The sequence below is a fragment of the Phenylobacterium koreense genome (assembly GCF_040545335.1).
GTDB classification, from domain to species: Bacteria; Pseudomonadota; Alphaproteobacteria; order Caulobacterales; family Caulobacteraceae; genus Phenylobacterium; species Phenylobacterium koreense.
The window spans coordinates 595,502-620,002 of record NZ_JBEPLU010000001.1 but is presented as its reverse complement, the minus strand read 5'-3'; the positions used below and the strand labels follow the sequence as shown (position 1 = coordinate 620,002).

General features: G+C 63.1%; 23 protein-coding genes. 12 read left to right on the top strand and 11 right to left on the bottom strand.

Going from position 1 to position 24,501, the window contains the following annotated elements; genetic code table 11:
- Positions 1-234: 234 nt before the first annotated feature.
- The 3 genes from ABID41_RS03010 to ABID41_RS03000 all read right to left on the bottom strand — a co-directional run bounded on the left by ABID41_RS03010 (position 235) and on the right by ABID41_RS03000 (position 2,484).
- Complete coding sequence (locus ABID41_RS03010) at positions 235-735, bottom strand: DUF1003 domain-containing protein (RefSeq protein ID WP_269628553.1); 501 nt, start codon at positions 733-735, stop codon at positions 235-237.
- A 106-nt stretch (positions 736-841) separates the two neighbouring features.
- Positions 842-1,315, bottom strand: coding sequence for a hypothetical protein (locus tag ABID41_RS03005; RefSeq protein ID WP_269628554.1), 474 nt, complete (start codon positions 1,313-1,315; stop codon positions 842-844).
- A gap of 161 nt (positions 1,316-1,476) precedes the next feature.
- On the bottom strand, positions 1,477-2,484 hold the full coding sequence (locus ABID41_RS03000) for a sensor histidine kinase (protein WP_269628555.1): 1,008 nt from the start codon (positions 2,482-2,484) through the stop codon (positions 1,477-1,479).
- 432 nt (positions 2,485-2,916) lie between these two features.
- Between ABID41_RS03000 and ABID41_RS02995 the strand changes: the two genes are divergently transcribed.
- A complete protein-coding gene (locus tag ABID41_RS02995) occupies positions 2,917-3,171 on the top strand; it encodes a hypothetical protein (protein WP_269628556.1) in 255 nt (84 codons plus the stop codon).
- Here the strand turns inward: ABID41_RS02995 and ABID41_RS02990 are convergent.
- Both ABID41_RS02990 and ABID41_RS02985 read right to left on the bottom strand, forming a co-directional pair.
- Entirely contained in the window at positions 3,162-3,548 is a 387-nt protein-coding gene (locus ABID41_RS02990; protein ID WP_269628557.1) for a hypothetical protein, read from the bottom strand. The two genes, ABID41_RS02995 and ABID41_RS02990, sit on opposite strands and share 10 nt — an antisense overlap.
- 123 nt (positions 3,549-3,671) lie before the next feature.
- Positions 3,672-3,854, bottom strand: a complete 183-nt coding sequence (locus ABID41_RS02985) for a hypothetical protein (RefSeq protein WP_354297165.1) — start codon at positions 3,852-3,854, stop codon at positions 3,672-3,674.
- A 459-nt stretch (positions 3,855-4,313) separates the two neighbouring features.
- Here ABID41_RS02985 and ybaL point away from each other — a divergent pair, with 459 nt between their 5' ends.
- From ybaL to ABID41_RS02935, 10 genes are all read left to right on the top strand, one after another.
- A complete protein-coding gene (gene ybaL / locus ABID41_RS02980; RefSeq protein ID WP_269628558.1) occupies positions 4,314-5,951 on the top strand; it encodes a YbaL family putative K(+) efflux transporter in 1,638 nt (545 codons plus the stop codon).
- A gap of 263 nt (positions 5,952-6,214) precedes the next feature.
- Positions 6,215-6,463, top strand: a complete 249-nt coding sequence (locus ABID41_RS02975; protein ID WP_269628559.1) for a hypothetical protein — start codon at positions 6,215-6,217, stop codon at positions 6,461-6,463.
- 228 nt (positions 6,464-6,691) lie between these two features.
- The gene (locus ABID41_RS02970) at positions 6,692-8,119 is read left to right on the top strand and encodes a Fic family protein (protein WP_354297164.1); all 1,428 of its coding nucleotides are present in this window, start codon (positions 6,692-6,694) and stop codon (positions 8,117-8,119) included.
- Positions 8,120-8,246: 127 nt separating this feature from the next.
- The gene (locus ABID41_RS02965) at positions 8,247-8,630 is read left to right on the top strand and encodes a thermonuclease family protein (protein WP_354297163.1); all 384 of its coding nucleotides are present in this window, start codon (positions 8,247-8,249) and stop codon (positions 8,628-8,630) included.
- Positions 8,631-8,695: 65 nt separating this feature from the next.
- The gene (locus ABID41_RS02960; RefSeq protein ID WP_354297162.1) at positions 8,696-10,156 is read left to right on the top strand and encodes a DUF2779 domain-containing protein; all 1,461 of its coding nucleotides are present in this window, start codon (positions 8,696-8,698) and stop codon (positions 10,154-10,156) included.
- Positions 10,157-10,302: 146 nt separating this feature from the next.
- Positions 10,303-11,784, top strand: coding sequence for a type I restriction-modification system subunit M (locus tag ABID41_RS02955; protein ID WP_354297161.1), 1,482 nt, complete (start codon positions 10,303-10,305; stop codon positions 11,782-11,784).
- Positions 11,781-12,272, top strand: a complete 492-nt coding sequence (locus tag ABID41_RS02950; RefSeq protein ID WP_354297160.1) for a type I restriction-modification system subunit M N-terminal domain-containing protein — start codon at positions 11,781-11,783, stop codon at positions 12,270-12,272. The genes ABID41_RS02955 and ABID41_RS02950 overlap by 4 nt, the downstream gene beginning before the upstream one ends.
- A complete protein-coding gene (locus ABID41_RS02945) occupies positions 12,214-13,284 on the top strand; it encodes an HsdM family class I SAM-dependent methyltransferase (RefSeq protein WP_354297159.1) in 1,071 nt (356 codons plus the stop codon). Before ABID41_RS02950 ends, ABID41_RS02945 begins: the two co-directional genes overlap by 59 nt.
- Entirely contained in the window at positions 13,277-14,458 is a 1,182-nt protein-coding gene (locus tag ABID41_RS02940) for a restriction endonuclease subunit S (RefSeq protein WP_354297158.1), read from the top strand. The genes ABID41_RS02945 and ABID41_RS02940 overlap by 8 nt, the downstream gene beginning before the upstream one ends.
- Positions 14,455-17,418, top strand: coding sequence for a type I restriction endonuclease subunit R (locus ABID41_RS02935; protein ID WP_354297157.1), 2,964 nt, complete (start codon positions 14,455-14,457; stop codon positions 17,416-17,418). Before ABID41_RS02940 ends, ABID41_RS02935 begins: the two co-directional genes overlap by 4 nt.
- A gap of 282 nt (positions 17,419-17,700) precedes the next feature.
- Here ABID41_RS02935 and ABID41_RS02930 read toward each other — a convergent pair whose 3' ends face one another.
- Entirely contained in the window at positions 17,701-17,874 is a 174-nt protein-coding gene (locus ABID41_RS02930) for a helix-turn-helix domain-containing protein (RefSeq protein WP_354297156.1), read from the bottom strand.
- 153 nt (positions 17,875-18,027) lie between these two features.
- Between ABID41_RS02930 and ABID41_RS02925 the strand changes: the two genes are divergently transcribed.
- Complete coding sequence (locus tag ABID41_RS02925; RefSeq protein ID WP_354297155.1) at positions 18,028-18,663, top strand: hypothetical protein; 636 nt, start codon at positions 18,028-18,030, stop codon at positions 18,661-18,663.
- Here ABID41_RS02925 and terL read toward each other — a convergent pair whose 3' ends face one another.
- The 5 genes from terL to ABID41_RS02900 all read right to left on the bottom strand — a co-directional run bounded on the left by terL (position 18,664) and on the right by ABID41_RS02900 (position 24,501).
- Complete coding sequence (terL, locus tag ABID41_RS02920; protein ID WP_354297154.1) at positions 18,664-20,055, bottom strand: phage terminase large subunit; 1,392 nt, start codon at positions 20,053-20,055, stop codon at positions 18,664-18,666. It abuts the gene before it with no gap.
- 49 nt (positions 20,056-20,104) lie between these two features.
- The gene (locus tag ABID41_RS02915) at positions 20,105-20,527 is read right to left on the bottom strand and encodes a DUF5681 domain-containing protein (RefSeq protein ID WP_354297153.1); all 423 of its coding nucleotides are present in this window, start codon (positions 20,525-20,527) and stop codon (positions 20,105-20,107) included.
- Positions 20,528-20,537: 10 nt separating this feature from the next.
- On the bottom strand, positions 20,538-21,923 hold the full coding sequence (locus ABID41_RS02910) for a site-specific DNA-methyltransferase (protein WP_354297152.1): 1,386 nt from the start codon (positions 21,921-21,923) through the stop codon (positions 20,538-20,540).
- A gap of 272 nt (positions 21,924-22,195) precedes the next feature.
- Positions 22,196-23,614: a response regulator gene (locus ABID41_RS02905; RefSeq protein WP_354297151.1), complete on the bottom strand. Its 1,419-nt coding sequence runs from the start codon at positions 23,612-23,614 to the stop codon at positions 22,196-22,198.
- Positions 23,611-24,501: a sensor histidine kinase gene (locus ABID41_RS02900; protein WP_354297150.1), complete on the bottom strand. Its 891-nt coding sequence runs from the start codon at positions 24,499-24,501 to the stop codon at positions 23,611-23,613. Before ABID41_RS02900 ends, ABID41_RS02905 begins: the two co-directional genes overlap by 4 nt.

Sequence of the window (24,501 nt, the reverse complement as noted above, 5' to 3'; positions counted from 1 at the left end):
GGATTTCGACTGCCCAATAGCCCGGCATCTGCGAGCGATGGATTCTTTGAGAAATCGTGCTCATGAGGGTGAGCTTTCAGGACCGGGGCCAGAGCTACGCTGCGCGTGTCCTTTCCGTCCCTGAGGGGCGGTCAGCCACTCTCAATCATTGTTCTAATAGCGCAACCGCGCCGAATAGTCCCATATAATCGGCCAATGGCCCTAGATGATGTCGACTTTGCCATTCGGAATCGGTCACGTCTTTCGGAGTAGTGCAGTCAAGCTCTGCACGGCTTGGGTTAGCGCAAGGACCTCTTTTTCACGTAGCTGGTCGATTTTCTCGTGGAGGAGCTCAATTTCGAGCTCGGCCTTCACATTGATTCTATAATCGTTGGCCGCTTCCCGGCGGTCCACGTCCTGTTGGCGATTCTGGCTCATCATGATGAATGGAGCCGCGTAGGCAGCCTGGAACGAGAGCGCCAGGTTCAGCAGGATGAAGGGGTAGGGGTCCCACTTGTGGACATAGGCAGTGATATTCAACGTCACCCACAGGACTAGCAAGGCCGACTGGATCACAATGAAGCGCCAGGAACCCATGGTCGCTGCAACCAGGTCCGCAATACGCTGGCCGAGCGTGAGCGGCGCAGTGACGACGTTTGGCGCAAGAGCCCGCTGACTTCGGCGCAGGGTTCTCAGCTCGGCCAGTAGCCTGGCTTCTTCGTCGTGCAGTTCATGCCGTAGATTCAGCGCGCACATGATCATTGCCTTCCGGTCGGTCCGCAGCGCCTGGTCGTGACGTCAGCCGCCCAATATCACCGGAACAACGGCCGTTCGCCCGCCGATGAGCGGAGGCGACTCGCGGCTATCGTGGCGCCTCGAAGATCAGCTCCGCGTGACCGCCCTGATCAGCGATGTCGCGCGCTGCTTTTGTCGCTGCGTCCCGAGCTGGACCTTCCGCCAGATAGTCTCCAAGGAAAACGTGGTCGCGCGTTACGTGCCAGACCCCGCCCACCCGCGAGGTGCGGATCGCAATGGGCGGATGGAGGCCGCTGGCTTTCGCGACCGGCGTGTTCGAGTGGGACCTCACGGAAGGCCGCTCGGCGGCTTTCGCGTCTTGAAGGCGTCCGAGCCGCGCCACTTCGTGCAAGAAGGCCTCGGCGTAGTCGGCGGTTTCGACGTAGTCGTGCTCGTGTGCCCCGCGGCGCGTGTTGGCGAAACGCTCATGCATTCGGCTCAAAAAGCCGGGCTGCCCTTCCGCCAACTGAGCCATTAGGGCCTGAAGGATCTGTTCGTGCGCCAGCACGCGGCGCTCCAGGTCGGTGTTTTCGACGGCCATTCTGACCTCCATGGGAACATTGTGTGTTCCTTGGTCGGGGCCGACTCGCAGCTCGAGCCTCGCCCGTACCTCATGTAGTGATGCGCTAGGTCCTCCGCCATGCAGGTCGGCCAGGAGATAACTTGATTGAACTTTTAATCGTCCAGCTTCGAGACCTCGGCCTATGATTGAAAACTCTGCAGCTCGACTGGCGTCGCGTGGGTATGGACCAAGGAAATAGCGGTCCCAGGGTGCGCGTCCGCGACCTGGACGCGTGCGCGCAGCTGGCTTGCGAGCGCCGCGACGATGCTGGTCCCAAGACGGGGAGAGGCGCTCGGGGCGTCCTTGGGCATGCCGACCCCGTTGTCCGTGACGGACAATGTCCAGTTTGGGCCGTCCGCGTGGTACCCGACCACGATCCTGCCTGGCTGCGCGCTGGGAAAGGCGTGCTTCAACGCGTTGATCACGAGTTCGGTGACCGCCAGTCCAAGGCTTACAGAAGTGTCCGCAGGAACGGCGCTAGCATCCACGTCCACCTCCAGGCTCAAATGGCCGGGATCGCGGATCATCGATGCGCCGATGCTCTCGCAAAGCTGCGTGAAATAGCCCAGCAGCTCGACGTCGCCCAGGCGAGATGCGGCTAACTGCTGCTGCAGGGTGGCAACCGACATAATCCGGCTGTGAGCTTCCTTCAGATGGCTCCGCGCCTCTTCCGACTGCACGCGGCGCGCGCTCTGGAGGATCACGCTGGCGATGATCTGAAGGCTGTTTGCCACTCGGTGCTGGATCTCCTGAAGGAGGACGACCTTTTCTCGAAGGAGGTCTTCCTTCAGTTTGTCGGCGAGCCGCGCGTCGGTGACGTCGGTCACTGAGAGCAGGATTCGAACGTGCTCTGGATTGCCGTAGTCGAGCCTATGCGCATTGACCACCAAACGTCGCGGTTCGGTCCAGTCGCCCATCAGATCCATCTCATAGGCGTCGATCTGGGCGACTCCGGCCGCCGTCGCTTTCAGCAAAGTCCGCAGCTGAGGGACATTCCAATCACCTGAGCGCAGTTCGAAAATGGTACGCCCCTCCGTTTCCCCGCGAGCGAGCTGGAAAGCGTGGAAGAATGACGCGCTCGCCGCCACGACCCTGAAGTCGCCGTCGAGGAGGATCAGTGGCGCGGTCGAGGAACCGACGACGGCCAAAGCCAACGCAATGCCGGCATCTGGATCAATCTTGGCCCGAGCAGCGATGGCTGTCCCTCCAAAACCCGGAGTCTCGCGAAGCGAAAGACGTATCCCGGCCGAGATCGGGACACCGAGGCGTCCTCAGTTAATAGATCTATGCTAGCACGTCCTAAAGCGCCGCGCCCGCCCCAGGATCGTGCGATCGGATATGCTTACCCAATGCGTGTGGCTCTAGCCGGCATGCTTGCGGGGGGCTGATGGCCGCGCCTTGACGCTCATGCTTCTTCGAGCTCAGGACGAAGGTCTCCGAACCCATGTCCTCAAGCAGAGCGGCTTGGGCTCCGGACGCGGGCATGTCCTCCAACTTTGCACTCATCGTCCCTGAAGTCTCCACACGCCAGCGCTTAAGAGGACGGTGCGCGCGGCCGGCAGGCAGGGAGCCTTGAGTTCATGAAGAGCCCCTTCAAGCGGCTGGCCGCGATGTCGCTCACCGCGGCTCTAAATTTCGGCCCTGATATCGGCTTCGGTTGGAGCGATGCCTCGGAACCAAGACACGAGAATCTTGGTCGCGTTCCTAACGGTCCCGGAAATCCAGGTAACGCAAGTGGCGCCGCGGCTGGCTTGGGCCGGGCCTGCTTGGGTTTTCGCGGCTCCCGGCTGGATCGCTTCTGGCCTTTGGCCATCGTCGGCGCCTTTCAGGTTTGAGGATGAGGATGTGCGAACGCAAAGCTGAGCAGCACATCGTTCGCGTGCGCGCCGGCGCGTGCGGGATTGAAGAATCCGATGTCCAACTGGCTCGGCGTATCGTCCAGGACGGTCAGCCTGTCGTCCCGCCATTCGCCGCCGTCCAGTGCGTGCTGCCCCCGCACCTCGAGCCGGCAGTCAATGTCCTGCGCGGGTATGTCGATACGTTGTTCACGATCTTGACCGCCAATCTGAGAGCCGTAGACGAGCCGCGCCGGCGTCGCGGCCGTCGCGCCGACGCCATGCACCTGAACCGCCCAGCGATGGACGCCCGTCTGCGGCCCAGCGGTGGCAGTAAGTCGAACGGTCGAGCCGGTCGGCATAATCATCTTGTGCATCGCACGTCCTTTCAACTGGACCGCATTAGGTTGCTCGTGACGAAGGCTTGGTTCATCGCGACAAGCTGGCGGGACGTCTCATCTTCAGGGACGCGCTCGCCGCCTCACACCTTCGCCACATGACTACTGGCCTCCGCTGAGCGGATTTGGCGGCCGGATGGGGGCGCGGCCGTGCAAGCGCTCCACGATCTGCCTCAGGCGTTCGACCTCAGCCGACAGCGCGGTGACATCGCTCTGGAGTTGGTGGTTTCTCTGGCGCAGGTAGGCGTTCTCCCGCGCGAGATCGTTCGGAGGAGCGAGAGTCATCGCTTCGGCCTCCAGTTCAGCAACGAGAAGGCCTTAGGCAAAAGCATCGCGCTCACGACTAGGAGCGCGGACGCTACGAAGAGCGGGGACATTGCGGTCTCGGATACGTGCGCCGCCTCGGGGACGATCGACCGCTTCGGTCGCGGCACACGCCCGATGGCGCCTACTTCATATGGGGACGCGCATCCGAAAAGCTAGGACGGAGCAACGACCAGGTCCGTCTGAATAACCGAGGCACAGCTACGGAACGGATATCGAACGTGGATCGAAGTCCCCGGACGCTGTAGGCTTCGGGATCTTGCGACGCCGATATCGTTGAAGAGCCGGAGCCGTCGCAGGCTTGCCCGGGTGGACGGCGCGATCCATCCGAGCCCGCGTTCATCGAGGCGGAAAACTGCATCGCCTTGGCCTGCGAGCCCACGGCGCTTGCCCAAGCACGGAAGCCGATAGAGAGGCGCGATGCACCATACTCCGCTGATCGCCATGATCGCCGCCGGCTTCGCGTCCGCCCTCCTCTTGGGGATGCTCGCCAGCCGCCTGCGGCTTTCCCCGATCGTTGGATATCTGGCGGCCGGCGTGCTGGTCGGCCCCTATACGCCTGGCTTTGTCGGCGATGCGGAAGTCGCCGCCGAGCTTGCCGAGATCGGCGTCATCCTGCTGATGTTCGGCGTCGGATTGCACTTTTCCTACCGGGACCTCATCGCTGTTCGGAAGATCGCCCTTCCAGGCGCCTTGGTGCAGATCCTCGTCGCCACCCTGCTCGGCATGGGTTTGGCGTGGTGGCTCGGCTGGTCGCCGGCCGCGGGGCTTGTCTTCGGGCTGGCCCTTTCGGTCGCTAGCACGGTGGTTCTTCTTCGAGCTCTGACAGAGCGGCAACTGCTCGACACACGAAGCGGCCACATCGCCATCGGCTGGTTGATCGTCGAGGACATCGCGATGGTTTTCGCGCTCGTCCTGCTGCCGATCTTGGCTGGGGCTCTGTCAGGCGACACCGGGGGGCCGGGGCCGCTCATCCTCTCGCTGGGGCTTACCCTGGCCAAGCTTGTGGCGTTCGGCGTGCTGATGATCGTCGTCGGCCGGCGCCTCATTCCGTGGCTCCTCGCGCGTGTAGTGAGGACTGGTTCGAGCGAGCTCTTCACCCTGTCGATCCTGGCGGCGGGGATCAGTATCGCCTACGGCGCCTCGGCGCTGTTTGGCGTGTCGTTCGCCCTGGGGGCCTTCTTCGCCGGCATGATCCTCAAGGAATCCGAGCTCAGCCATCGGGCCGCCGCCGACACCCTGCCGCTGCGCGACGCCTTCGCCGTGCTCTTCTTCGTATCGGTCGGGATGCTGTTCGACCCCGCCGTGCTCGTCGAGCAACCCCTCGCAGTTCTTGCAACGGCGCTGATCATCATCGTCGGCAAGTCCATCGCCGCCTTCGCGATTGTGAAAGCCTTCCGCAAGCCTACGGACACCGCCGTCCTCATCTCGGCGAGCTTGGCCCAGATCGGCGAGTTCTCGTTCATCCTCGTCACCCTGGGGCTCAGTCTGGGCCTGTTGCCTCCTGCAGGCCGCGATCTCGTGCTCGCCGGGGCGGTGATCTCCATCATCCTCAATCCCCTGGTCTTCCTGTTTGGGGACCGCGCCCGCGCCCGGCGCGCCGCGGCCTTGGCCCGGGAAGTCGAGGCCGAACGAGAGCATCAACCCTACAGGACCACGGCTTCCGATCATGTGATCGTTGTCGGCTACGGGCGGGTCGGAAGGCTGGTCGTGGAGCGGATGAAGGAGACTGGGCGGGTCTGTGTTGTGATCGAGGACAGCCTCGAACGCGTCGAAGAACTTAGAACGAGTGGCTTTGACGCCGTCCTGGGGAACGCCACAAGGGCGGCGGTTCTTGCCGCGGCTGGCATCGGCCGCGCCAAGAACCTGATCGTCACCGTCCCGAATAGCCTCGAGGCCGGAGAAATCATTGCTCGCGGACGAAACGCGAATCCGAGCCTGCGAATTGTCGGGCGCGCGCAATCCGACCGTGAAATCCAGCATCTGCAGGAGCGAGGCGCGGACCGGGTGATCATGGGCGAGCGAGAGATCGCGCGCTTGATGAGCCTGGAAGTCTAGGCGATCGCCTCGTGATTGGCCCTGCGCTCTCCTCGAGCAGGGATGCTGGCAGCGACCTGGTCCAGCGCCCGCCGGACCGGCGGGCGGTATGGCGGGAGAGTGGTTCGGCAATCTCGTTGGCGTCGACGGGTGATGTCGGGTCGGAGTTTGATGCGTTACGATTGCAGTTCCGGCTTCCGGCGCAGGCGCGTGAAGGTGGTCTGTCGATCGAAGTGTGCGCGCCGCGGCCTATTGAGCTCGGGCTTGACCTCCGAGGAGACCCCATGATGACTACCAAAGACATCGCCCTCGACGCGCGCTTTCTCGCGCAGGAGCGCATCGTTGACGCGCTGCTCCGCGCCTTGGCGATTCGACAGCCGGAATTGCTGAGCGCCATCCGCGGCATATTGGTGGACACTGAGTTCTCACACTCGGGCAAGCCGGGAGAGCATGAAACGGTGCATCAACAGATCAAGAGCCGGCTCGACCTCGCCTCACAGTTCGCCGACGCTCATGGAACCGCCCAGGACTGACTGTGCCGTAAGAAGACGCTGGGTGCGTAAGGTAACAGGAGTTCGTCAAGCGCGGAGCTGCTGGGAAATCGAGGGCTTCGAGGACGAGGACTGATTTTCACGAGCCTTCTCAAGCGTGCAAACTCGGCCGTGTCGGGCCCTGCCCGAGGGGCGCCGTGGTCAGGCTGCGGGGATTAAGGCGGATAATCGCTGCATAATGTGCGGCGAAAGTGCTTGCCTGTGCGGAGAATGGGCGCCATTTTCACCGCAGACGGTGCGGAGAAAATGGCGACCTACATCCACGAGCAGGGCGACTGGCCCCATCTGACTTGGGACCATAAGCAGCTCGAGGCGCAGCTTGCTGCGGTCCGCCTTCGGCAGGGCAAGCTCATTGGCCGGATGGAGACGCTGGGATTTCAGCGTCGAGCGGAAGCCGTTCTGGAAACCCTCACCGCCGATGTCCTCAAATCGAGCGAGATTGAGGGGGAGCAGCTCGACAAGGGCCAAGTCCGCTCCTCTATCGCGCGGCGCCTGGGGATGGATATCGGCGCGCTCACGCCGGCCGACCGACATGTCGAGGGCGTCGTCGAGATGACGTTGGACGCCACCCAAAATTACGGTGCGCTGCTCACCGACGAGCGCTTATTCGCGTGGCACGCCGCGCTCTTTCCGACGGGCCGGAGCGGGATGAGCCGCATCCTGGTCGGCGCATGGCGCGACGCAGCCTCTGGCCCCATGCAGGTCGTCTCCGGCCCAATCGGGCGTGAGCACGTTCATTTCGAAGCGCCGCCTGCCGAGCGGATGGAGGCCGAGATGTCGGCCTTCCTCGCCTGGTTTAATGGCGATGACACTTTAGATCCGATCCTGAAGGCGGCGCTCGCTCACCTCTGGTTCGTCACCATCCATCCCTTCGCCGATGGGAACGGCCGGGTCGCACGCGCCATCGCCGATCTTGCGCTGGCCCGCTCCGAAGGCAGTGCGCAACGCTTCTACAGCATGTCCGCGCAAATTCGCCTCGAGCGGAACGCCTACTACGCCATCCTGGAGCGCACCCAGAAGGACGGGCTCGACATTACCGCCTGGCTGCAATGGTTCCTGGGGTGTCTCGATCGTGCATTTGACGGCGCCGAGACCACTTTGGCGAATGTCCTTCGTAAGGCGCGCTTCTGGGAGGCCTTGGCGGGGGGCGCGTTCAACGAGCGTCAGAAGCGCATGCTCGACCTGCTGCTTGAAGGTTTTGAGGGGAAGCTGACCAGCTCGAAGTGGGCGATCATAACCAAGACTTCACCAGACACGGCGCTTCGGGACATCGACGATCTGTTGCGGCGCAGGATCCTGGTCAAGGACCCGGCTGGTGGACGCAGCACGAGCTACTCCTTGATCGAGACGCCTGCGGAAGCTCTGCGGGCCGTCGCTGCCTATACTCGCGCGCACGCGGCCATCTCCGCCTGGGATGGGCCGCGTATGCCGACGCCGGCCGAGACGGCGGCGCGCCAGCAGAAAATCGAAGACCTTGCGGCTCAGATTGAGGCTTTGGCGCAGCGCAGCGAGCAGGTTGCCGTGACCTACCGCGAATTCGAGGCTTGTCTCACGGTGCTCCATCAGCAGGGGCTTCGTCCCGCCCCGCCATTAGTCTCGGCCGTGGCCCACGCGCTAAGGCGGACGGATCAGAGGTGATCATTGTCAGGTGATTGGCGGCGACCAATTGAGCTCCTCGCCCTCGACGCGGCTCATGCGTTGGCGGCGAACGGAGCCGAACGATCCGCCTGGCAAGGATTGGGAGTGGGTTAAATTGCGCCGAACTTTGTTTGCTATCGCCGTGATCGCCATGCCGGGATTAGCGCAGGCTGATCCCTGCACCGCCCCCTTGCCCTCAGCCGGCACGGTCTTTTCCGGCCCCGTCCGCTATGTCGGTGATGGAGACAGTCTTTGCGTCGGTCGGTCCGCCGATCCGGCCACCTGGATCGAGGTGCGTCTAGCGAACTTCTATGCACCGGAACTCAGCGCGCCCGGCGGGGCCGCCGCCAAAGCGATGCTGGAGACAGTCGCCCGCGGTAAGGCGGTCAACTGTCGGGCCGGCAAGCGCTCATATGATCGGGTCATTGCCCAGTGTCGGCTAGACGGTGCGGATCTGGGGGACTTGCTGCGTCGCCGCGGCGTGACGGAAGGCGGGAACGGCTGGCGCTGACGATGGCGCGGCCCGCACCTTGACGGCGATCATCCCGTTCGCAACCGTGGGGTGGGAGCTGGGCCATGGAACACCTCACCAAATCTCGGATCTCCGAGTACGAGCAATGCGAGAAGCGGTTCTGGCTCTCCCTGCATCGGCCCGAATTGGCCGCAGTCGCCAGCGGGTCCCTGTTCAGCGGCGGCAATCAGGTCGGAGGACTGGCGCGTGCACTTCTCCCTGACGGTATCGCCGTCACTGCGATCGATGCCGCCGCCGCCGTCGAACAAACGGCCGAGCTAGTTCAAGCCCATCCCGAACGCCCGATCTTTGAGGCGGCGTTTCGACACGAACGCGTCCTTGTGCGTGCCGATGTGCTGCTGCCGGAAGAAGGCGGCTGGCGTATGATCGAGGTCAAGAGCAGCGGGTCGGTGAAAGCCTACCAGCTCGCCGACCTCGCCACTCAGGTGTGGGCGGCGCAAGGCGCAGGTTTGCCCCTCGCTGGCGCTGCGATCCGGCACGTGGACACCAGTTTCACCTACCCCGGCGGCGGCGAGTACGCCGGCCTGTTTAAGGACGCTGAGGTCCACGGGGAACTTGGCCCGCTAATCGCAGGACGGGCGGATTTGGTTCGCGAGGCCTGGGGACTCGCGCTGGCGGGCGAGCCGGCCAGGGAGCCGGGCCCGCATTGCTCCGACCCATATGAGTGTCCATTCGCTGCCTATTGCCTGCAAAATGCGCCGGCGCAGCCTGACTATCCCGTCACGCTCTTGCCCGGCGTCACGGGCAAGAAGATCGCGGCTCAGCTCTCAGCGGCGGGGTACCTCGATCTCCGTGACGTGCCGGCCGGCGCTATCGAGCCGCCCGCCCAAGTTCGCATTCACGAAGCGACGCGCTCTGGCATTCCCTACCACGCCCGCGCCGCGTTCGCCGCTGCGGTCGGCGCATGGTCATTTCCACGATATTATCTTGATTTCGAGACGATCGCCCATGTGGTCCCGCCTTGGGCAGGCACCCGGCCGTACCAAGCCGTCCCGTTTCAATTCTCGTGTCACGTTGAAGAGGCAGGCGGCGCGCTCACGCATGCCGGCTTCCTCGACCTGTCAGGCGATGATCCGAGCCGCGCCTGCGCCGAGGCTCTGATCGACTGTATCGGCGATGAGGGAGCGATCATCACCTACAATGTCGCCTTTGAACGCGGTTGCATCACCGGTCTCGCTGCGAGGTTTCCGGACCTCAGCGACGCGCTGATGGCCCGAGCTGAGCGTCTCGTCGACGCGCTTCCGCTCGTTCGAGCGCACTACTATCACCGCGACATGAGGGGATCGTACTCCATCAAGGCGGTGCTCCCCGTTGTTGCGCCGCATCTCTCCTACTCGGACTTGGAGGGTGTGCGGGATGGGCAGGGCGCGCAGATCGCATATCTTGAAGCCACCGCGCCGGAAACGGCGCCGCAACGCCGCGACCAGCTGCAGGCGCAGCTAAGCAGCTATTGTGGGCTCGATACCCTGGCCATGGTCGAGCTGGTGCGGGCGCTTTCAGCGTGAGACGTTGCCGAAGAAGCGACGACCCTACCTTCGCAGGCTGATAGACTGATAATCCAAGACAGGCAGAATCGAGACCGGCGCAGGCGAGAACGAACTGGCCGCGCTTTGAGGGGTAAATGAATAGGTCAGTAAACAACGGAGCGCGATTGAAGTCTGCTTTGTGGGAGGCCGCTAACATCTTGCGCGGCTCAGCGGTCGATCGCACGGATTGGAAGGGATACATTCTTCCGCTGCTTTTCTTCAAGCGTATTTCAGATGTTTGGGACGAGGAGCAAGTCGACGCGCGTGAGACTTACGGCGATGTCGATCCATCCCTTTTTCCTGAGGTGCACAGATTCGACCTCCCTGAGGGGTGCCATTGGAATGATGTCAGGGAGGTTGCGGCGAACGTGGGAGCGGCATTGCAGCGGGCGATGCAGGAAATCGAACGCGCCAATCCCGACACCCTGTTTCGCGTGTTTGGCGCGGCCGATTGGAGCAACAGGGAAAAATTCTCAGACGAGCTGCTCAAGGACCTGATCGAAGGGTTCTCGGAGATCCCGCTCGGCAATCGCGCGGTCAGCACTGACGTGCTGGGGGACGCTTATGAATACCTGGTGGGTGAGTTCGCCGATATCACCCGTCGAAACAAGGCCGGCGAATTTTATACGCCGCGCAGCGTCGTCCGAATGATGATCGACATCCTCGATCCGCAAGAGGGAGAGAGCATATACGACCCTGCCTGCGGGACGGGGGGCATGCTCCTCGGAGCCATTGAGCATGTCGAGCAAAAGGGTGGGGATCCGCGAACCTTCTACGGCAGGATCTATGGTCAGGAGAGGAACCTGACCACCGCTGCAATCGCGCGGATGAATCTCGTTCTGCATGGCATCGAGGACTTTCAGATCGCCAGGGAAGACACCCTGCGCAACCCCGCCTTCAGCGACCCAAGTACGGGAGGCCTCGCCACCTTCGACTGCGTAATCGCAAACCCGCCGTTTTCGCTGAAGGAGTGGGGCCGGGATTTGTGGGAGGCCGATCCCTGGGGGCGGGCGAAGTACGGCATCCCGCCCGAGAGCTATGGCGACTACGCCTTCGTTCAGCACATGATCGCGTCGATGGCGCCTACCGGGAACAGCCGAATGGCGGTTGTCCTGCCGCAGGGCGCGTTGTTCCGCAAATCAGCCGAAGGCGCGATCCGGCAGGCGCTGCTTGAGGCGGACATGGTCGAGGCGGTCATTGGGCTGGCGCCCAACCTCTTCTACGGCACGCAGCTCGCGGGCTGTGTGATGGTGTTGCGTTGCAGGAAGCCGGCGGAGCGCAAAAACAAGGTGTTGATCATCGACGCCTCGCCGCTCTTCCGCAAAGGCCGGGCCCAGAATTTCCTCGACGAAGAGCACAGCGATCAGATCGTCGCCTGGTATCGAGCCTTCGAAGATGTTGAGGACCGCGCCAAGGTCGCCACGCTCGACGAGATCAAGAAGGAAGGCTGGACGCTGAACATCTCGCGGTATGTCCTGCCTCCGATCGGTCAGGACATACCGCCGCTGCTCGACGCTGTGGAAGCATTCAAGGCGGCGTTGGCCGACGCCCGTACCGCAGAGGATCATCTGCGTAAGGTACTGGTCGAAGGGGGGTGGCTGAAGTGAGCCAGCTGACCCAGCGCGAACTTGAAAGCTATCTCTGGGGCGCCGCCACCCTGCTGCGCGGGCTCATCGATGCCAGCGACTACAAGCAGTACATATTCCCCCTGATGTTCTTTAAGCGCCTCTCCGACGTCTGGGACGAGGATTACCAGCAGGCGCTCGATGAAACCGGCGACAAGGGCTACGCCGTCGACACCGCCAACGACCGGTTCGTGATCCCTGAAGCGGCGCATTGGGACGACGTGCGCGCCGCGCCTCGCGATGTGGGGCGGGCTCTTCTGTCGGCTTTCCTCGCAATCGAGGCGGCGAACCCCGCACGTCTCCAAGGTGTATTCGGCAATGCGAACTGGACCGACAAGGCCCAGATGCCCGACAGCACTCTGAAGAACCTGATCGAGCATTTCTCCAAGCACGACCTGACGGCTCGCCGCCGTGCCGGAGGACGAACTCGGCAACGGCTACGAATATCTGATCAAAAAGTTCGCCGATGACAGCGGTCACACCGCGCAGGAATTCTACACCAACCGCACCCTCGTCCATCTGATGGCGCAGATGCTGGAGCCCCAGCCTGGCGAGAGCATCTATGACCCGACCTGCGGCACGGGAGGGATGCTGATCTCCTGCCTGGCAGAGGTGAAGCGGCGCGGCGGCGACATTCGCACCACTGGCCTCTATGGGCAGGAGTTGATCACCATCACCGCGGCCATTGCGCGGATGAACCTGGTCATCCACGGCGTCGATGATTTCCACATTGCTAGCGGTAACACACTAGCCGCCCCGGCCTTCGTGCAGGGGGATCGCTTGCGGACTTTCGATGTGGTGCTGGCCAATCCGCCCTATTCCATCAAGAAATGGAACCGCGGCGCATGGGAGCAGGATGCGTGGGGCCGTAACTTCCTGGGTACGCCCCCGCAGGGGCGGGCGGATTACGCCTTTTTCCAGCACATCCTGTCGTCGATGGACCCGCAGACTGGGCGCTGCGCGATCCTGTTCCCCCATGGCGTACTGTTCCGCAACGAAGAGGCTGAGATGCGGCGCAGGCTGGTCGCGTCCGACAGGGTCGAATGCGTACTGGGGCTCGGCCCGGGGCTTTTTTACAATTCGCCGATGGAGGCCTGCGTGGTGATCTGCCGGTCGCGGAAGCCGGCAGAGCGTCAGGGGCGAATCCTGTTCATCGACGCGGTGGCCGAGATTGCCCGGGAAAGGGCACAGAGCTTCCTCCGCCCCGAACATCAGGCGCGTGTCCTGTCGGCCTATCACGCCTTTGCCGATGATCCCGGCTTTGCCGCGGTGGCGGATGTGGCCGATGTGCTGGCGGCGGACGGCAACCTGTCGATTGCCCGCTATGTGAAGCGGCCTAAGGCGGCTGCCGTGGCCGGGGGCACGACGCTTGCGGCGACCTGGGCTGCGTTTGATGAGGACGGGCGCGACTTCTGGTCGGGCATGGACGCGCTGGTGGACATGCTCGATGGCCTGACGCCTGTAGAGGACGCCGATGCTTGAGCAACCGACTTCCAAGGCGGGATGGACGCGCGTGCGGTTTGACCAGATCGCCACGCAAATCAATGACCGGATTGACAACCCTGCCGAGGCCGGGGTGGACCGCTATGTCGGGCTGGAACACCTCGATCCCGAAAGCCTGCGCATCCGGCGCTGGGGCGAACCCACGGATGTGGAATCGACCAAGCTGCGGTTCCAACCGGGCGACATAATCTTTGGCAAGCGCCGGGTCTATCAGCGCAAGGTGGCGGTGGCGGAATTCGAGGGCATTTGTTCGGCACATGCCATGGTGCTGCGCGCCAAGCCCGGCGCGGTGCAGCCCGAATTTCTGCCCTTCTACATGCAGAGCGACCTGTTCATGGAACGGGCCTCGAGCATCTCGGTCGGGTCGCTGTCGCCCACGATCAACTGGAAGGCGCTTGCCGCAGAGGAATTCCTGCTGCCGCCGATCCAGGAGCAGGCGCGGTTGGTGGAAGCGTTGCTTGCGGTGCAAGACAGCGTCGAAGGTGTTCATTCCCTAATTTCGGCAACGCGCGTCGCACAGATCGCAGCATTCGAAGAGCATCTGCGGAAGGCTGATGCCAATCTCGTCGCATTGGGCAGCATCATGACGGCCTCCCCGCGGAATGGTTACTCGCCCGTAGCTGCGAGTAGCGAAACTGGGCACTGGGTGCTGGCTCTCAGTGCCATCTCGAAATGTGGCTATCGCCACGGTCAATTAAAGCCCGTCGAAGTCGACCCGGATACTCTGAGCTCACGCATCAAGAAGGGTGATTTGGTTGTCTCCAGAGCCAATACTCGCGAGCTGGTCGGCCTGCCGATGGTGTTCCCCGAGGATCGGGCCGACGTGTCTTACCCGGACACGATGATGCGCATCGCCGTGGATCCAAATATAATCAGTACATCGTACCTGGAAATGTGTTTGAGATCGGTGAGCTGTCGTCGACAAATACAGAGTATTGCTGCGGGAACAAACTCGAGCATGCTCAAAATTAACGGTGCAAACCTGAGGAATATTGGCATACCGCTGGTTGACATCACGCGGCAAGGCGAAATTCTTGAAGACGTCGCGCAGTTCACCGATGCACTCGCCTTCGCAGAGCGTCGTCTGGAAGCGACGCGAAAGCTGCAGATCAAGATAATGAGCGATGTGTTGAGCGGAGCGGTAACCGCATGACGTTCAACGAGGCCAACACCGTGGAGGCCCATCTGCGCGACCTGCTCGCGGGCGCGGCCTCCGCTCGCCCGGCGCAGCTCTCCACCGGCCTCGCCCGCTCGGATGGCAAGATCGCGGGCGTCGGCTGGCATTACGTCGCCCCTGCCATCCTTCCGCGCCAGCCGCAAGAAGTGCTGGTCGAGCCCCACTTGCGCGACGCCCTGATCCGCCTGAACCCCGACATCGGCGCCAACTCCGGCCGGGCCGATGACGTACTCTACCGCCTTCGCGCCATCGTCATGGGCGCGCGGTCGGATGGCTTGGTAAAGGCAAACGAGGAATTCGCCGCCTGGCTGCTCGGCGAACGCTCAATGCCCTTTGGCAAGAACGGCGAACACGTCACCATCCGCCTGATCGACTTCGAAAATATCGAGAAGAACAGCTTCGTCGTCACTCAGCAGTTCATCATTCGCGCTGGCAAGACCGAGAAGCGCGCCGATCTGGTGCTACTCGTCAATGGCGTGCCACTGGTGTTGATCGAAGCCAAGACACCCGTGCGCTCTAGCCAGAGCTGGCTGGACGCCGCAATTCAGGTGCACGACGATTATGAGCAGAATGTGCCTGAGCTCTTCGTGCCGAACGTCTTTTCGGTCGCTACTGAAGGCAAGGAGTTCCGTTACGGCTCGGTCCGGATGCCGGTTGATATGTGGGGGCCCTGGCGAGATGGCGACGGCGCACAATCGTTAGGCGAGGTGGAGAAGGCCGCCTGCTCGATGCTGCGTCCGGCGATGGTGCTGGACATGCTCGAGAGCTTCACCGCGTTCGCCACCCAAAAAGGAAAGCACCGCATCAAGATTATCGCCCGCTACCAGCAGGTGGATGGCGTTAACAAGATCATCGCGCGCGTGGTGGCGGGCCAACCGCGTAAGGGCCTGATCTGGCACTTCCAGGGATCGGGCAAATCGCTTCTGATGTTGTTCGCCGCGCGCAAGCTTCGGCTTCACCCGGCGTTGAAGAACCCAACGGTGCTTGTGGTGGTCGATCGGATCGACCTCGACAGCCAAATCTCGGGCACCTTCTATGCCGCCGATATGGCCAACATGGTCCGCACCGAGAACCGCAAAGAACTGGCCGACCTGCTGGCTAAAGACGTCCGAAAAGTGGTGATCACCACGATCCATAAGTTCGCCGAGGCCGACGGCGTGCTGAACGACCGAGACAACATCGTCGTCCTCGTCGATGAAGCCCATCGCACTCAGGAAGGCGATCTGGGGCGCAAGATGCGCGAGGCCTTACCGAATGCGTTTCTGTTCGGTTTGACGGGCACGCCGATCAACCGCGCCGACAAGAACACGTTCTACGCTTTCGGCGCTGAGTCTGACGAGGGTGGCTATATGAGCCGCTACGGCCTGAATGACTCGATCCGCGACGGCGCGACGAAGGAGCTGCATTTCGAGCCTCGGCTGGTGGACTTGCACATCAACCAGAAGGCCATTGAGGAAGCCTATGCTGAGCTGACTCACGGCCTAACGGACGAGGACAAAGACCGCCTAGGCAAGGCCGCGGCCAAGATGGCGATCCTGGTGAAGGCGCCCGAGCGTATCCGCTCGATCTGCGGCGATATCGCTAAGCACTTCCAAGAGAAAGTGGCGCCAAACGGCTTTGGCGCGCAGGTCGTGACCTTCGACCGCGAAAGCTGCCTGCTTTACAAGCAGGAACTCGACCGGCATCTGCCGCCCGAGGTCTCCGACATAGTGATCTCGGTAAATAGCGGCGAGCCGGTGTACGCACCCTACAAGCGCGATCGGGACGCCGAGGAAAAACTACTCGACCGCTTCCGCGACCCGAAGGATCCGCTCAAGATCATCATCGTCACGTCGAAGCTCCTCACGGGGTTCGATGCGCCCATCTTGCAGACGATGTATCTCGACAAGCCGCTGCGCGATCACACCCTCTTGCAGGCGATCTGCCGGACGAACCGGCCTTATGGCGAGCAGAAAACTCACGGCCTGATCGTCGACTATCTCGGCATCTTCGACGATGTCGCGCAGGCGCTGCAGTTTGATGAGGAGGGCGTGCGCAAGGCCGTCTCGAACATTGCTGAACTGATCAATGCGCTTCCAGGGGCGCTCCAAAAATGTCTCGCCTATTTCGCCGGCGTAGATCGCAGTCTGGGCGGGTATGAGGGCCTGATCGCCGCTCAGGAGTGCATCCCAAACAACGATCTGCGCGACGCCTTTGCGGCGGACTTCAATGTGTTAGCCCGTATTTGGGAGGCGTTATCGCCTGATCCCATTCTGACGCCGTATGAGACTGACTATCGGTGGCTGGCTCAGGTGTACGAGTCCCTGAAGCCTTCGACCGGAACAGGCCGGCTCCTTTGGCACCGCTTAGGCGCAAAGACTATTGAGCTGATCCATGCCAATGTTCATGTCGATACCGTGCGCGATGATCTCGATACCCTCGTTCTCGACGCCGACCTTCTCGAGGCCGTTCTCGGCAATCCTGATCCCGAGAAGAAGGCCAAGGAGATCTCCGTAAAATTGACTGGCCGCCTGCGAAAACATGCGGGGAATCCGAAGTTTAAGGCCCTCGGTGAGCGGCTGGAGGATCTGAAGAATCGCCACCAACAGGGTCTCTTGCTCTCCGTCGAGTTCTTGAAGGAACTGCTGGCGCTGGCGAGGGACGTCGTTCAGGCCGAGCGCGAGATTCCCGAGGAAGAGGAGATCGACCGGGGGAGGGCGGCGCTTACCGCGTTGTTCGAAGAAGCTGAGAACGGCGACACCCCAGTCATGGTGAAGCGCATTGTCGACGATATCGACGAAATCGTGCGCGCGGTTCGTTTCGATGGTTGGCAAGCGACAAATGCGGGTGAGCGAGAGGTCAAAAAGGCACTTCGTCAGACACTCTTCCGCTACAAGTTGCATCAGGACGCGGATCTGTTCGCGAGGGCGTATGGCTACATCCGCGAATACTACTGAAAGCCTCCGATCCGACTGCATAGTGCTTGGACTGCGCGCACGAAAGGCGACTTTGCGCGGCGTCCGCGTGGACTTATCCGTCGAACCAAGCCCTCGTGGTTCTATGCCGCCCACGCAGTCCGCAATCGAAGCAATCCTCCCGGCGCTCGCCGACAAGCTGGAGGTCGCACTCGACCTCGTCGCGTCAGCCAATGCTGAGGATGAGTTTGCGCGGATCGCCGGCTTGTGCCGCGAGGCCCAAGCGCTGGCCGAAGCCGGCGCAATAATCCGAGACCCAGACGCCTAGCCGACGAGCTTCGCCAGCGGTTCGCCCAGGGCCCCGGCGATCTTCTCCAGTACGGTGATGGTCGGATTGCGAACACCCCGCTCGACGCCAGAGACGTAGGTGCGATGCACGCCTGCGCGGTCGGCGAGGTCCTCCTGCGAGATGCCCTGAGCCTCCCGCAGTCGCTTCACGTTGAGGCCTACTCGCCGACGCACGTCCATGCCCCGAAGGGGCCGGGACGCAGCCTTTTGATCTACAGCCTATGAGTCTCAATTGAGTTGACTGCTCGCCGCTACGTATGGCTGCTCAACCTCAATCAAGACTCATAGGATGCGGAGAGAGCAATGGGTGCGGACGGCCAGAGCCAAGACGAACAGGCGAAGGGGATACTGGCGCCGGCCAGCCCGAAAGTGTGGGTGATCACCATCGGGGTCGCCTGCCTGATCGCGGGCGTCATTATCACCAACGCGCGGAATGGCGGAGACGAGCATAAGAGCGTCGTCGAGAGCTCAGACACCGCGGCGGCCTCCGCCACACTGGCTGAGGAAGCGACCGTGATCTGGACGCAGTTCGAGACGGCGGCTCAGGCCTGCGATCAGGCCAGCGACCGGGTGAAGGCCGAACTGCAATCGCCGGACGGGACGCCCTATTCGACCTATCCCCTGTCGAAGGACGCCGTCTATGCCTGCGATGCCGCCACGAGCGCCATCTTCGCGCTCGAGCCGCCGAACGGCGCGCCGGACGCCCTGAAGGAGGAGTTTCAGACCGCGCTCAGCGCCTGCTACCGGGCCTACCGAGGCAAGCAGAACGTCTTCCAGCGCCTCACCAAAGTCCTGGACGGCGACGCGCGGCCATCGACCATGCAGGCGGTTCAGAACGAGATGCAGACGGCCGAGGGCCACATGGTCACCTGCGTGCCCGGCCTGATGGCCGCCGTCGAACAGGCGACCGGCAAGTTCCCAGAGCCGGTGCAGCGATGATCACCGCCGCACCACCTCGCGGCGCTCGACCACCTGTCTTCGCTCAGGCGTTCGGCGTACCAGCGGCCCGCTACGGGCGTTGCGGCCCGTAAGGTAGTCGAGCGCCTGGCTGGTCGCATCGACCTGGTCGTCGTGCTTGCCCGCTGGGAAGGCGAGCAGTTCCCTCACATACTCCCCAAGCCAGGGCGCTTCCTGCGGCAGATGCACCTGGCCCGCTTCGAAACGTGCCGACTGCGCCTCCAGCCGCACGCGCTTCTCGTGATAGGGCCGGATCAGGATCGGGCGCAGAAGGCCTGCCCGCCGCAAATCCTGCCCCAGCGCCCGCCCAAGCTCCGTGTCTTCGATGATGGTCGTGTCGGCCTCCCAGCGCATGGCGACGTCGACGATGGTGCGACGCAGATCCGGCGCCTCCAGCCGGTCGCGCACGACATCGAGAAGATAGTAGTCGAGCCCCTTGGCGCCCCACACCTGACCGACTGACCAGTCCGAGGTCTCGTTCAAGGTCGAGGCCGTATCCCAGGAGACGATGATCCGGTCGAAGGTCTCGGGCGGGGCGTCGCAGTACCTCAGCCACTCGCGCCGAATGACGTTGCCGCCAGCCGGCGCCGGCTGCTGCTGATACTGGGCCTGGAAGAGCAGGCTGCCCTGGGCGCGGCGAAGTTCGTTCAGCACCTCGATCGGTTCGCGCTCGGGCATGAGCAGATCGCCGACGCGCCGACGGTGTACGTCGCCGCGACGGTCGCTCAAGGGGTGGACCGTGTCCTCGGTGGCGATGGCGGGGAAGGAGACCACCTCCCAGTCCCCCCGCTCAAGCACGTGGCCCACGAGGTCGTCCTCGTGCAGCCGCTGCATGATGATCACCACCGCTCCGCGGGCCTTGTCGTTGAGGCGGGTGATCAAGGTGTTGTCGAAGAAGTCATTGACCCGCCGCCGCGACGCTTCCGAGAGAGCGTCCAGGCCCTTCAGAGGGTCATCGACGATGATGACGTCGGCGCCCCGGCCCAGGATCGCGCCGCCGACGCCCGAGGCGAAGCAGGAGCCGAAGCGCGAGGTGCGAAGCTCCAGATCCCGGAGCCGGGCCATCTGGGTGTCGGGGAAGAGCGATTGATACCAGTCGCTCTCGGCGATCGCCCGACGCTTGATGCTGAAATCGCGGGCCAGGTCCTCGGTGTGCGAAACGCAGATCATCTTCAGGGTCGGATCATGCCCCCAGAGGAACATCGGCCAGGCGATGGTCGCCAGGACCGATTTTCCCGACCTGGGCGGGACATTAATGATCAGGCGGCGACATTCGCCGCGCATGACACGGGCGAGCTGCCAGGCGATCGCCTCATAGTGCCAGCCCATGATGAAGCGTGTTCCGGGATCGATGTCCCGGAACACACGCTGCACGAAGGCCAACAAGTCTTGGCGTAGAACCGCTTCAAGAAGCCTTGTCCGATCAGACACTGGCGCCTCCGCGGCCAAGCCGTCGCAGTGCGTCAGCGAGGAGGGCGGCGTCCTCGTCCGTCATGCCCTCGCCGGCGGCGTCGGTCTTCGGCTCCAGGGCCGAGAGCATGTCAACGATCATCGGAAAGGTCCTGATCGCGATCTTTGGGTCGTTGACGGCGGCGCCCATCATGCGGCGGAGGACCGCTTCCATGACCGTGAGTTCCTGGTCGCCCGCAGGGATAGGACTTTTCAGGATCTGGACGAGGGTCTGATGGAGCTCGTCCTTCAGCGACGGTGGCTTCTTCGCCCGCCGTCCCGCGGGGTTAGGGGATGGCCCCCCCTTCTTCCACTGGTGCTGCTTGCCGATGTTCTTGTAGCCGGGCTTGCCGTCACCGGGTTGACGGCCGGCGGGCTGATTGCGGTGTTTTCCCATGACGGCGGCCTCACGCGGCGGCCGCGGGCGAGGCCGCACGCTGGTCGAGGAGAGCCTCGAGGGTGAGGCCGGTCTCCTCATGGATCATGGGGCGATCCACGACCTCCTGCAGCCGGCGAACCGCCACCTCGAAGTAGATCGGGGCGATCTCAACGCCGACGCCCACCCGGTTCACCCGGTTGGCGGCTATGACCGTGGAGCCAGTGCCCATGCAGGGATCGAGGATCACGTCGCCAACGTTCGTCACATCCAGGATCGCCTCGGAGAGGAGCTGGACCGGCTTGACTGTGGGGTGTGCGTCGAGCGCGGCCTTCCGGTCCACGCCGAACTGAGCCATGCCGCTGCTGGACCACAGCGTCGTCCGATTGCGGCCGTGCTTGCCGAGCTGGACGTTGTTGACGGCGATGCGCTCGCCCTTGGCCAGCACCAGCACGAACTCCACCTGGTGGCGGTAGATGCCGCCCATGCCGCCAGCGGTCTTGTCCCAAGCCACCGTGCAGATGTGGCTCAGCCCCAGAGATCGCGTCGCCTGCGTGAGACCGTACATGCCGCGGTGGTCGATGAAGAGGAAGACCGCCCCGTTCTGGACGACATGCGGCACTGACGCTCCCAGCAACTCGGTGAAAAAGCTGATTGCCTCCGGCTCGCTCATGGAGGCGCCTTCGACGAAGTCCTTGTGTTTGGCGCTGACGACGCCCTCGATCGGCACCAGGCCGTAGGGGACGTCGGAGAACAGCATCCGGACCGGCTTGCCGCCCACGGCCTGGGCGATGACGGTTGGATCCTTCGCGTCGCCGCAGACCAGCCGATGAGTCGGCGCGCCATCGGCGGCGGGGTCGAAGATGAAGGTGTCGCCGTGTTGGAGGAGGGAATTCTTCTCCGCCGTGAGGCTGTGTTCGTCGGCCGGTTGGTCGAACCCGGAGAGGAGCAAGCCGTCGATCTTGCCCATGGGAAGCAGGGTGTGGGCGACAAGATCCGGGTCGATCTGAATCAAGCCCTCGACGCTGAGCTTGAGCTGCTCGACGTCCCATTGCCCCATCTCCAGCAGGGCGTGATGGGCGATGCGGAACGTCTCGACCTCCGCTTCGCTCAAGTGGTCAGCGCGCTGGACGTAGACGGTGGTGTGGCCGAGCGTCTTCAGCGCCTCCCAGAGGAGGTGGCCGTCGATGATGCGGTTGTCCTTGTCGACCAGGATCGGGGCGACCACGCCGAATCGGCGAATGGTCGAGACGAGCTTGTCGAGCTTGCCGCGCGGGTGTTTGCGCACCCGACGCTCGGCAGGCTTCAGCTGGTCGATTGGTATCTGTGCGAAGGTGGAAGGACGATCAGACTGCAGAGCTGTCGAGGTCTGGGGGCGCTGGCGAATGCGCGCAGCGTTCGAGGATTGGGTCGCCATAAGCGGACTCCGGTCAGGGTCAATCCCGGCCACACGCCGCCGTTCATCCCCTCAAAGGGGAGCCAGTTCGTCGTGGGGCCAGCTTCGCCGCTGCTCGGTGACCGCAAGGGTCGGTGAAATGCCGCTAGAGCTGTCCAGGGTGTCGTTGTTGGACAATCGCCATCTTGGCGAGATTCGCGACACTGTGAAGGCTGAGGCCAATTCTGTGCTGGCAGTGCCGAACGTGGGCTAAAGCTGACCTTGGGAACGTCCGGTTCTGGGTGGAATTTATATCAGCCCCGTTCGAGACAACGTCGCATCTCGCCAACCGCTCTGACGAAGAACGCCTTATCGGTGTCGGGATATTTTAGCTGCTTCAGGCAGTAGCCATACGCATTGGCGAAGACGTCCTGGTCGCCAAAAGCGGTCGCATGAGTCCAGGTTCGCGCCGCGACGATGAAGTCGCCGATCGGGCTGGACGCGGCGTAAGCCGCCGTATTTTCCCACGGCACCGAGAAGTCCGGCAACCACCCTCCACGGCACGCTCCGCCGAGAGGATGGCTGAAAAGGCAGAGTTCGAGCGTCAGCGGGTCGACGACGGAGCAGGCTTCACCGACGTCCCCGAAATCGATCAACGAGGGCCTGTCGTCCGCTCCAACTAGGATATTGGCACCGTGGAGATCACCATGGGCGCAGGAGACCCGCACCGACAACGGCCGGCGCTCGAGCGCCTCCAAGTCGCCGAGGCCGTAGGTCGACGCGAGTTCGGCGGCCTTCTCGTCCGATAGGTATCTGGCCCGGACCTGCCCGACAGTCGTCCGTTGGACTTGGGCGGCTCCGAACCAAGGTGCGGTGGCAGCCTGAATCCGCGGGACGACGGCCGCCGCGCGCGTTGGCGACTCGCCCATCAACTGGAACACGTTGCGATCGAAGCCCTCGGCCAAGCGATAGAGCGTCGCCGCCGTTCCCCTCGCGCCGTCCTTCACCGCCATTATTAGCGGCGCGAAATCTCCCTGCTTGAGCGGGTGGAGATTGTTTGAGCGGCGAAGCTCGTCCTCGACAGTGGGAGCGATGCTCAGCTTGGCAATCCCGCGCAGCTTCTCGTGGCCCTGCGCGTCGACGATGGTCATGCGGAGCACACGCGACGCTGACAGTCCGCCGTCCGCCGGCGCCAGCCGGACGCCCGATCCGCTGAACGCGCGGCCCATTACCCTGAGCACGCGACGGTCCTCGGGCGATAGATTCAGATCGACGCCTTGGCGGATGAGCTCGATGCGATCTGTGGCGTCGAGCCTTTCTGCCAGGCTGGTGATGGCCGCAATGAAGTCCAACACCTTCGCTTTGCGAAACAGCTGGATGGTGTCGACCGTCGTGCCATCCCCGAAGAGATCGACCTTCTCCTTCGAAGCCAGGATGGCTTCATAGATGGGCTCCGCCGACGATCCGGTTAGGAAGAGGACGGGCGTTCCAGGTGAGAACGCCTGCGCAGCGCCAAACACCGCCTCGCCATGCGCGATGGCGATGTCCATGGCCCGGTCGACCGTCGGCAGATTGAGGTCGAGAACGATCGCGTCAAAAAATCCGGCCCTCAGCGCCTCCAGCGCCGCGTCGCGGGAACGGGCAATTGTCCAGGTCAGCCCCGCCACCGGTTGGAGCGAGGGCTCCAACTGCTCCAAGAAGCTTTCATCGTCCTCGACGATCAGGATCCTCATGGCCCGAACCAGCGCACTTCAAACAGCGCGCCTCCCTGGGCACCAGGCGACAGCGAAACGGATCCGCCGTGCGAATCCATCGCCTGCTTGGCGGTCATCAACCCCATGCCTCCATGGCCAATCTTTGTGGTTCGGCCGATCGGCAGGGCGTCCGTCGCAGTGGCGGTCAAGCCAGGCCCATCGTCCTTGATCGCGACCCAGCACTCTACGTCAGTGGCTTCCCAACTGACGACGATGCGTGACACGCCATTGTCCAGTTCGAGCGGCCGCTCCTGAACGGCCTCGATAGCATTTTTCAAGCCATTGCAGACAGCCAGGCGCAGCAGCTTGGGGTCGCCCTCCACGACGAGGTTCTCCGGGCCCACGAGTGAGATTGATAATCCGGTGTCGCCGGCTTCCTCCGCGACCAGCTCCTTCACCCATGATCCCAGGGAGAACTGGACCATCTTCGGTGCGGCCGCGGCTGCTTTCAGCCTGGTTATGCTCTCGAGCTGCTTTTCGAGCCGGTCGACCTGGGCTTTCGTGGCGCTTTGCGCGTAGTGCGGCATCTCCCGTGATGCTGCGAGCGCGATGGCACCGGCGATCGCCTCGATTTCATGCAGCAGCGTGCGGGTTACTTCCTCGACGGCTTTCGCGTGCACCTGGCGCATCACGCTTGGCGGAATGCTCTCTGCGTCGATGGCGCGCGCCTCTTCGATGTCCCGTCGGACCCGACGTATGCCGGAGTCCAACGCCTTCCTCACGTATGAGACGGTTTCGCTGGCGTGGGCGGCCAGCAGCGCCTGAAGGTCCTCAGGCTGGGCCAGCGATGTAAGCGCGCGAGCGGCCTTCAGGCGATCATGCCAGCCTTCCATCCCCAGAGCCTGAAGGGCGATTTCCCGCTCCAT

Coding starts and splice junctions, on each gene's coding strand:
- ABID41_RS02915 (WP_354297153.1), bottom strand. CDS start 20,527: ATGGGAAAACACCGCAATCAGCCCGCCGGCCGTCAACCCGGTGACGGC.
- ABID41_RS03010 (WP_269628553.1), bottom strand. CDS start 735: ATGTGCGCGCTGAATCTACGGCATGAACTGCACGACGAAGAAGCCAGG.
- ABID41_RS02910 (WP_354297152.1), bottom strand. CDS start 21,923: ATGGCGACCCAATCCTCGAACGCTGCGCGCATTCGCCAGCGCCCCCAG.
- ABID41_RS02900 (WP_354297150.1), bottom strand. CDS start 24,501: ATGGAGCGGGAAATCGCCCTTCAGGCTCTGGGGATGGAAGGCTGGCAT.
- ABID41_RS02960 (WP_354297162.1), top strand. CDS start 8,696: ATGGAACACCTCACCAAATCTCGGATCTCCGAGTACGAGCAATGCGAG.
- ABID41_RS02940 (WP_354297158.1), top strand. CDS start 13,277: ATGCTTGAGCAACCGACTTCCAAGGCGGGATGGACGCGCGTGCGGTTT.
- ABID41_RS02990 (WP_269628557.1), bottom strand. CDS start 3,548: ATGCACAAGATGATTATGCCGACCGGCTCGACCGTTCGACTTACTGCC.
- ABID41_RS03005 (WP_269628554.1), bottom strand. CDS start 1,315: ATGGCCGTCGAAAACACCGACCTGGAGCGCCGCGTGCTGGCGCACGAA.
- ABID41_RS02925 (WP_354297155.1), top strand. CDS start 18,028: ATGGGTGCGGACGGCCAGAGCCAAGACGAACAGGCGAAGGGGATACTG.
- ABID41_RS02975 (WP_269628559.1), top strand. CDS start 6,215: ATGATGACTACCAAAGACATCGCCCTCGACGCGCGCTTTCTCGCGCAG.
- ABID41_RS02995 (WP_269628556.1), top strand. CDS start 2,917: ATGAAGAGCCCCTTCAAGCGGCTGGCCGCGATGTCGCTCACCGCGGCT.
- ABID41_RS02905 (WP_354297151.1), bottom strand. CDS start 23,614: ATGAGGATCCTGATCGTCGAGGACGATGAAAGCTTCTTGGAGCAGTTG.
- ybaL (WP_269628558.1), top strand. CDS start 4,314: ATGCACCATACTCCGCTGATCGCCATGATCGCCGCCGGCTTCGCGTCC.
- ABID41_RS02970 (WP_354297164.1), top strand. CDS start 6,692: ATGGGCGCCATTTTCACCGCAGACGGTGCGGAGAAAATGGCGACCTAC.
- ABID41_RS02935 (WP_354297157.1), top strand. CDS start 14,455: ATGACGTTCAACGAGGCCAACACCGTGGAGGCCCATCTGCGCGACCTG.
- ABID41_RS02985 (WP_354297165.1), bottom strand. CDS start 3,854: ATGACTCTCGCTCCTCCGAACGATCTCGCGCGGGAGAACGCCTACCTG.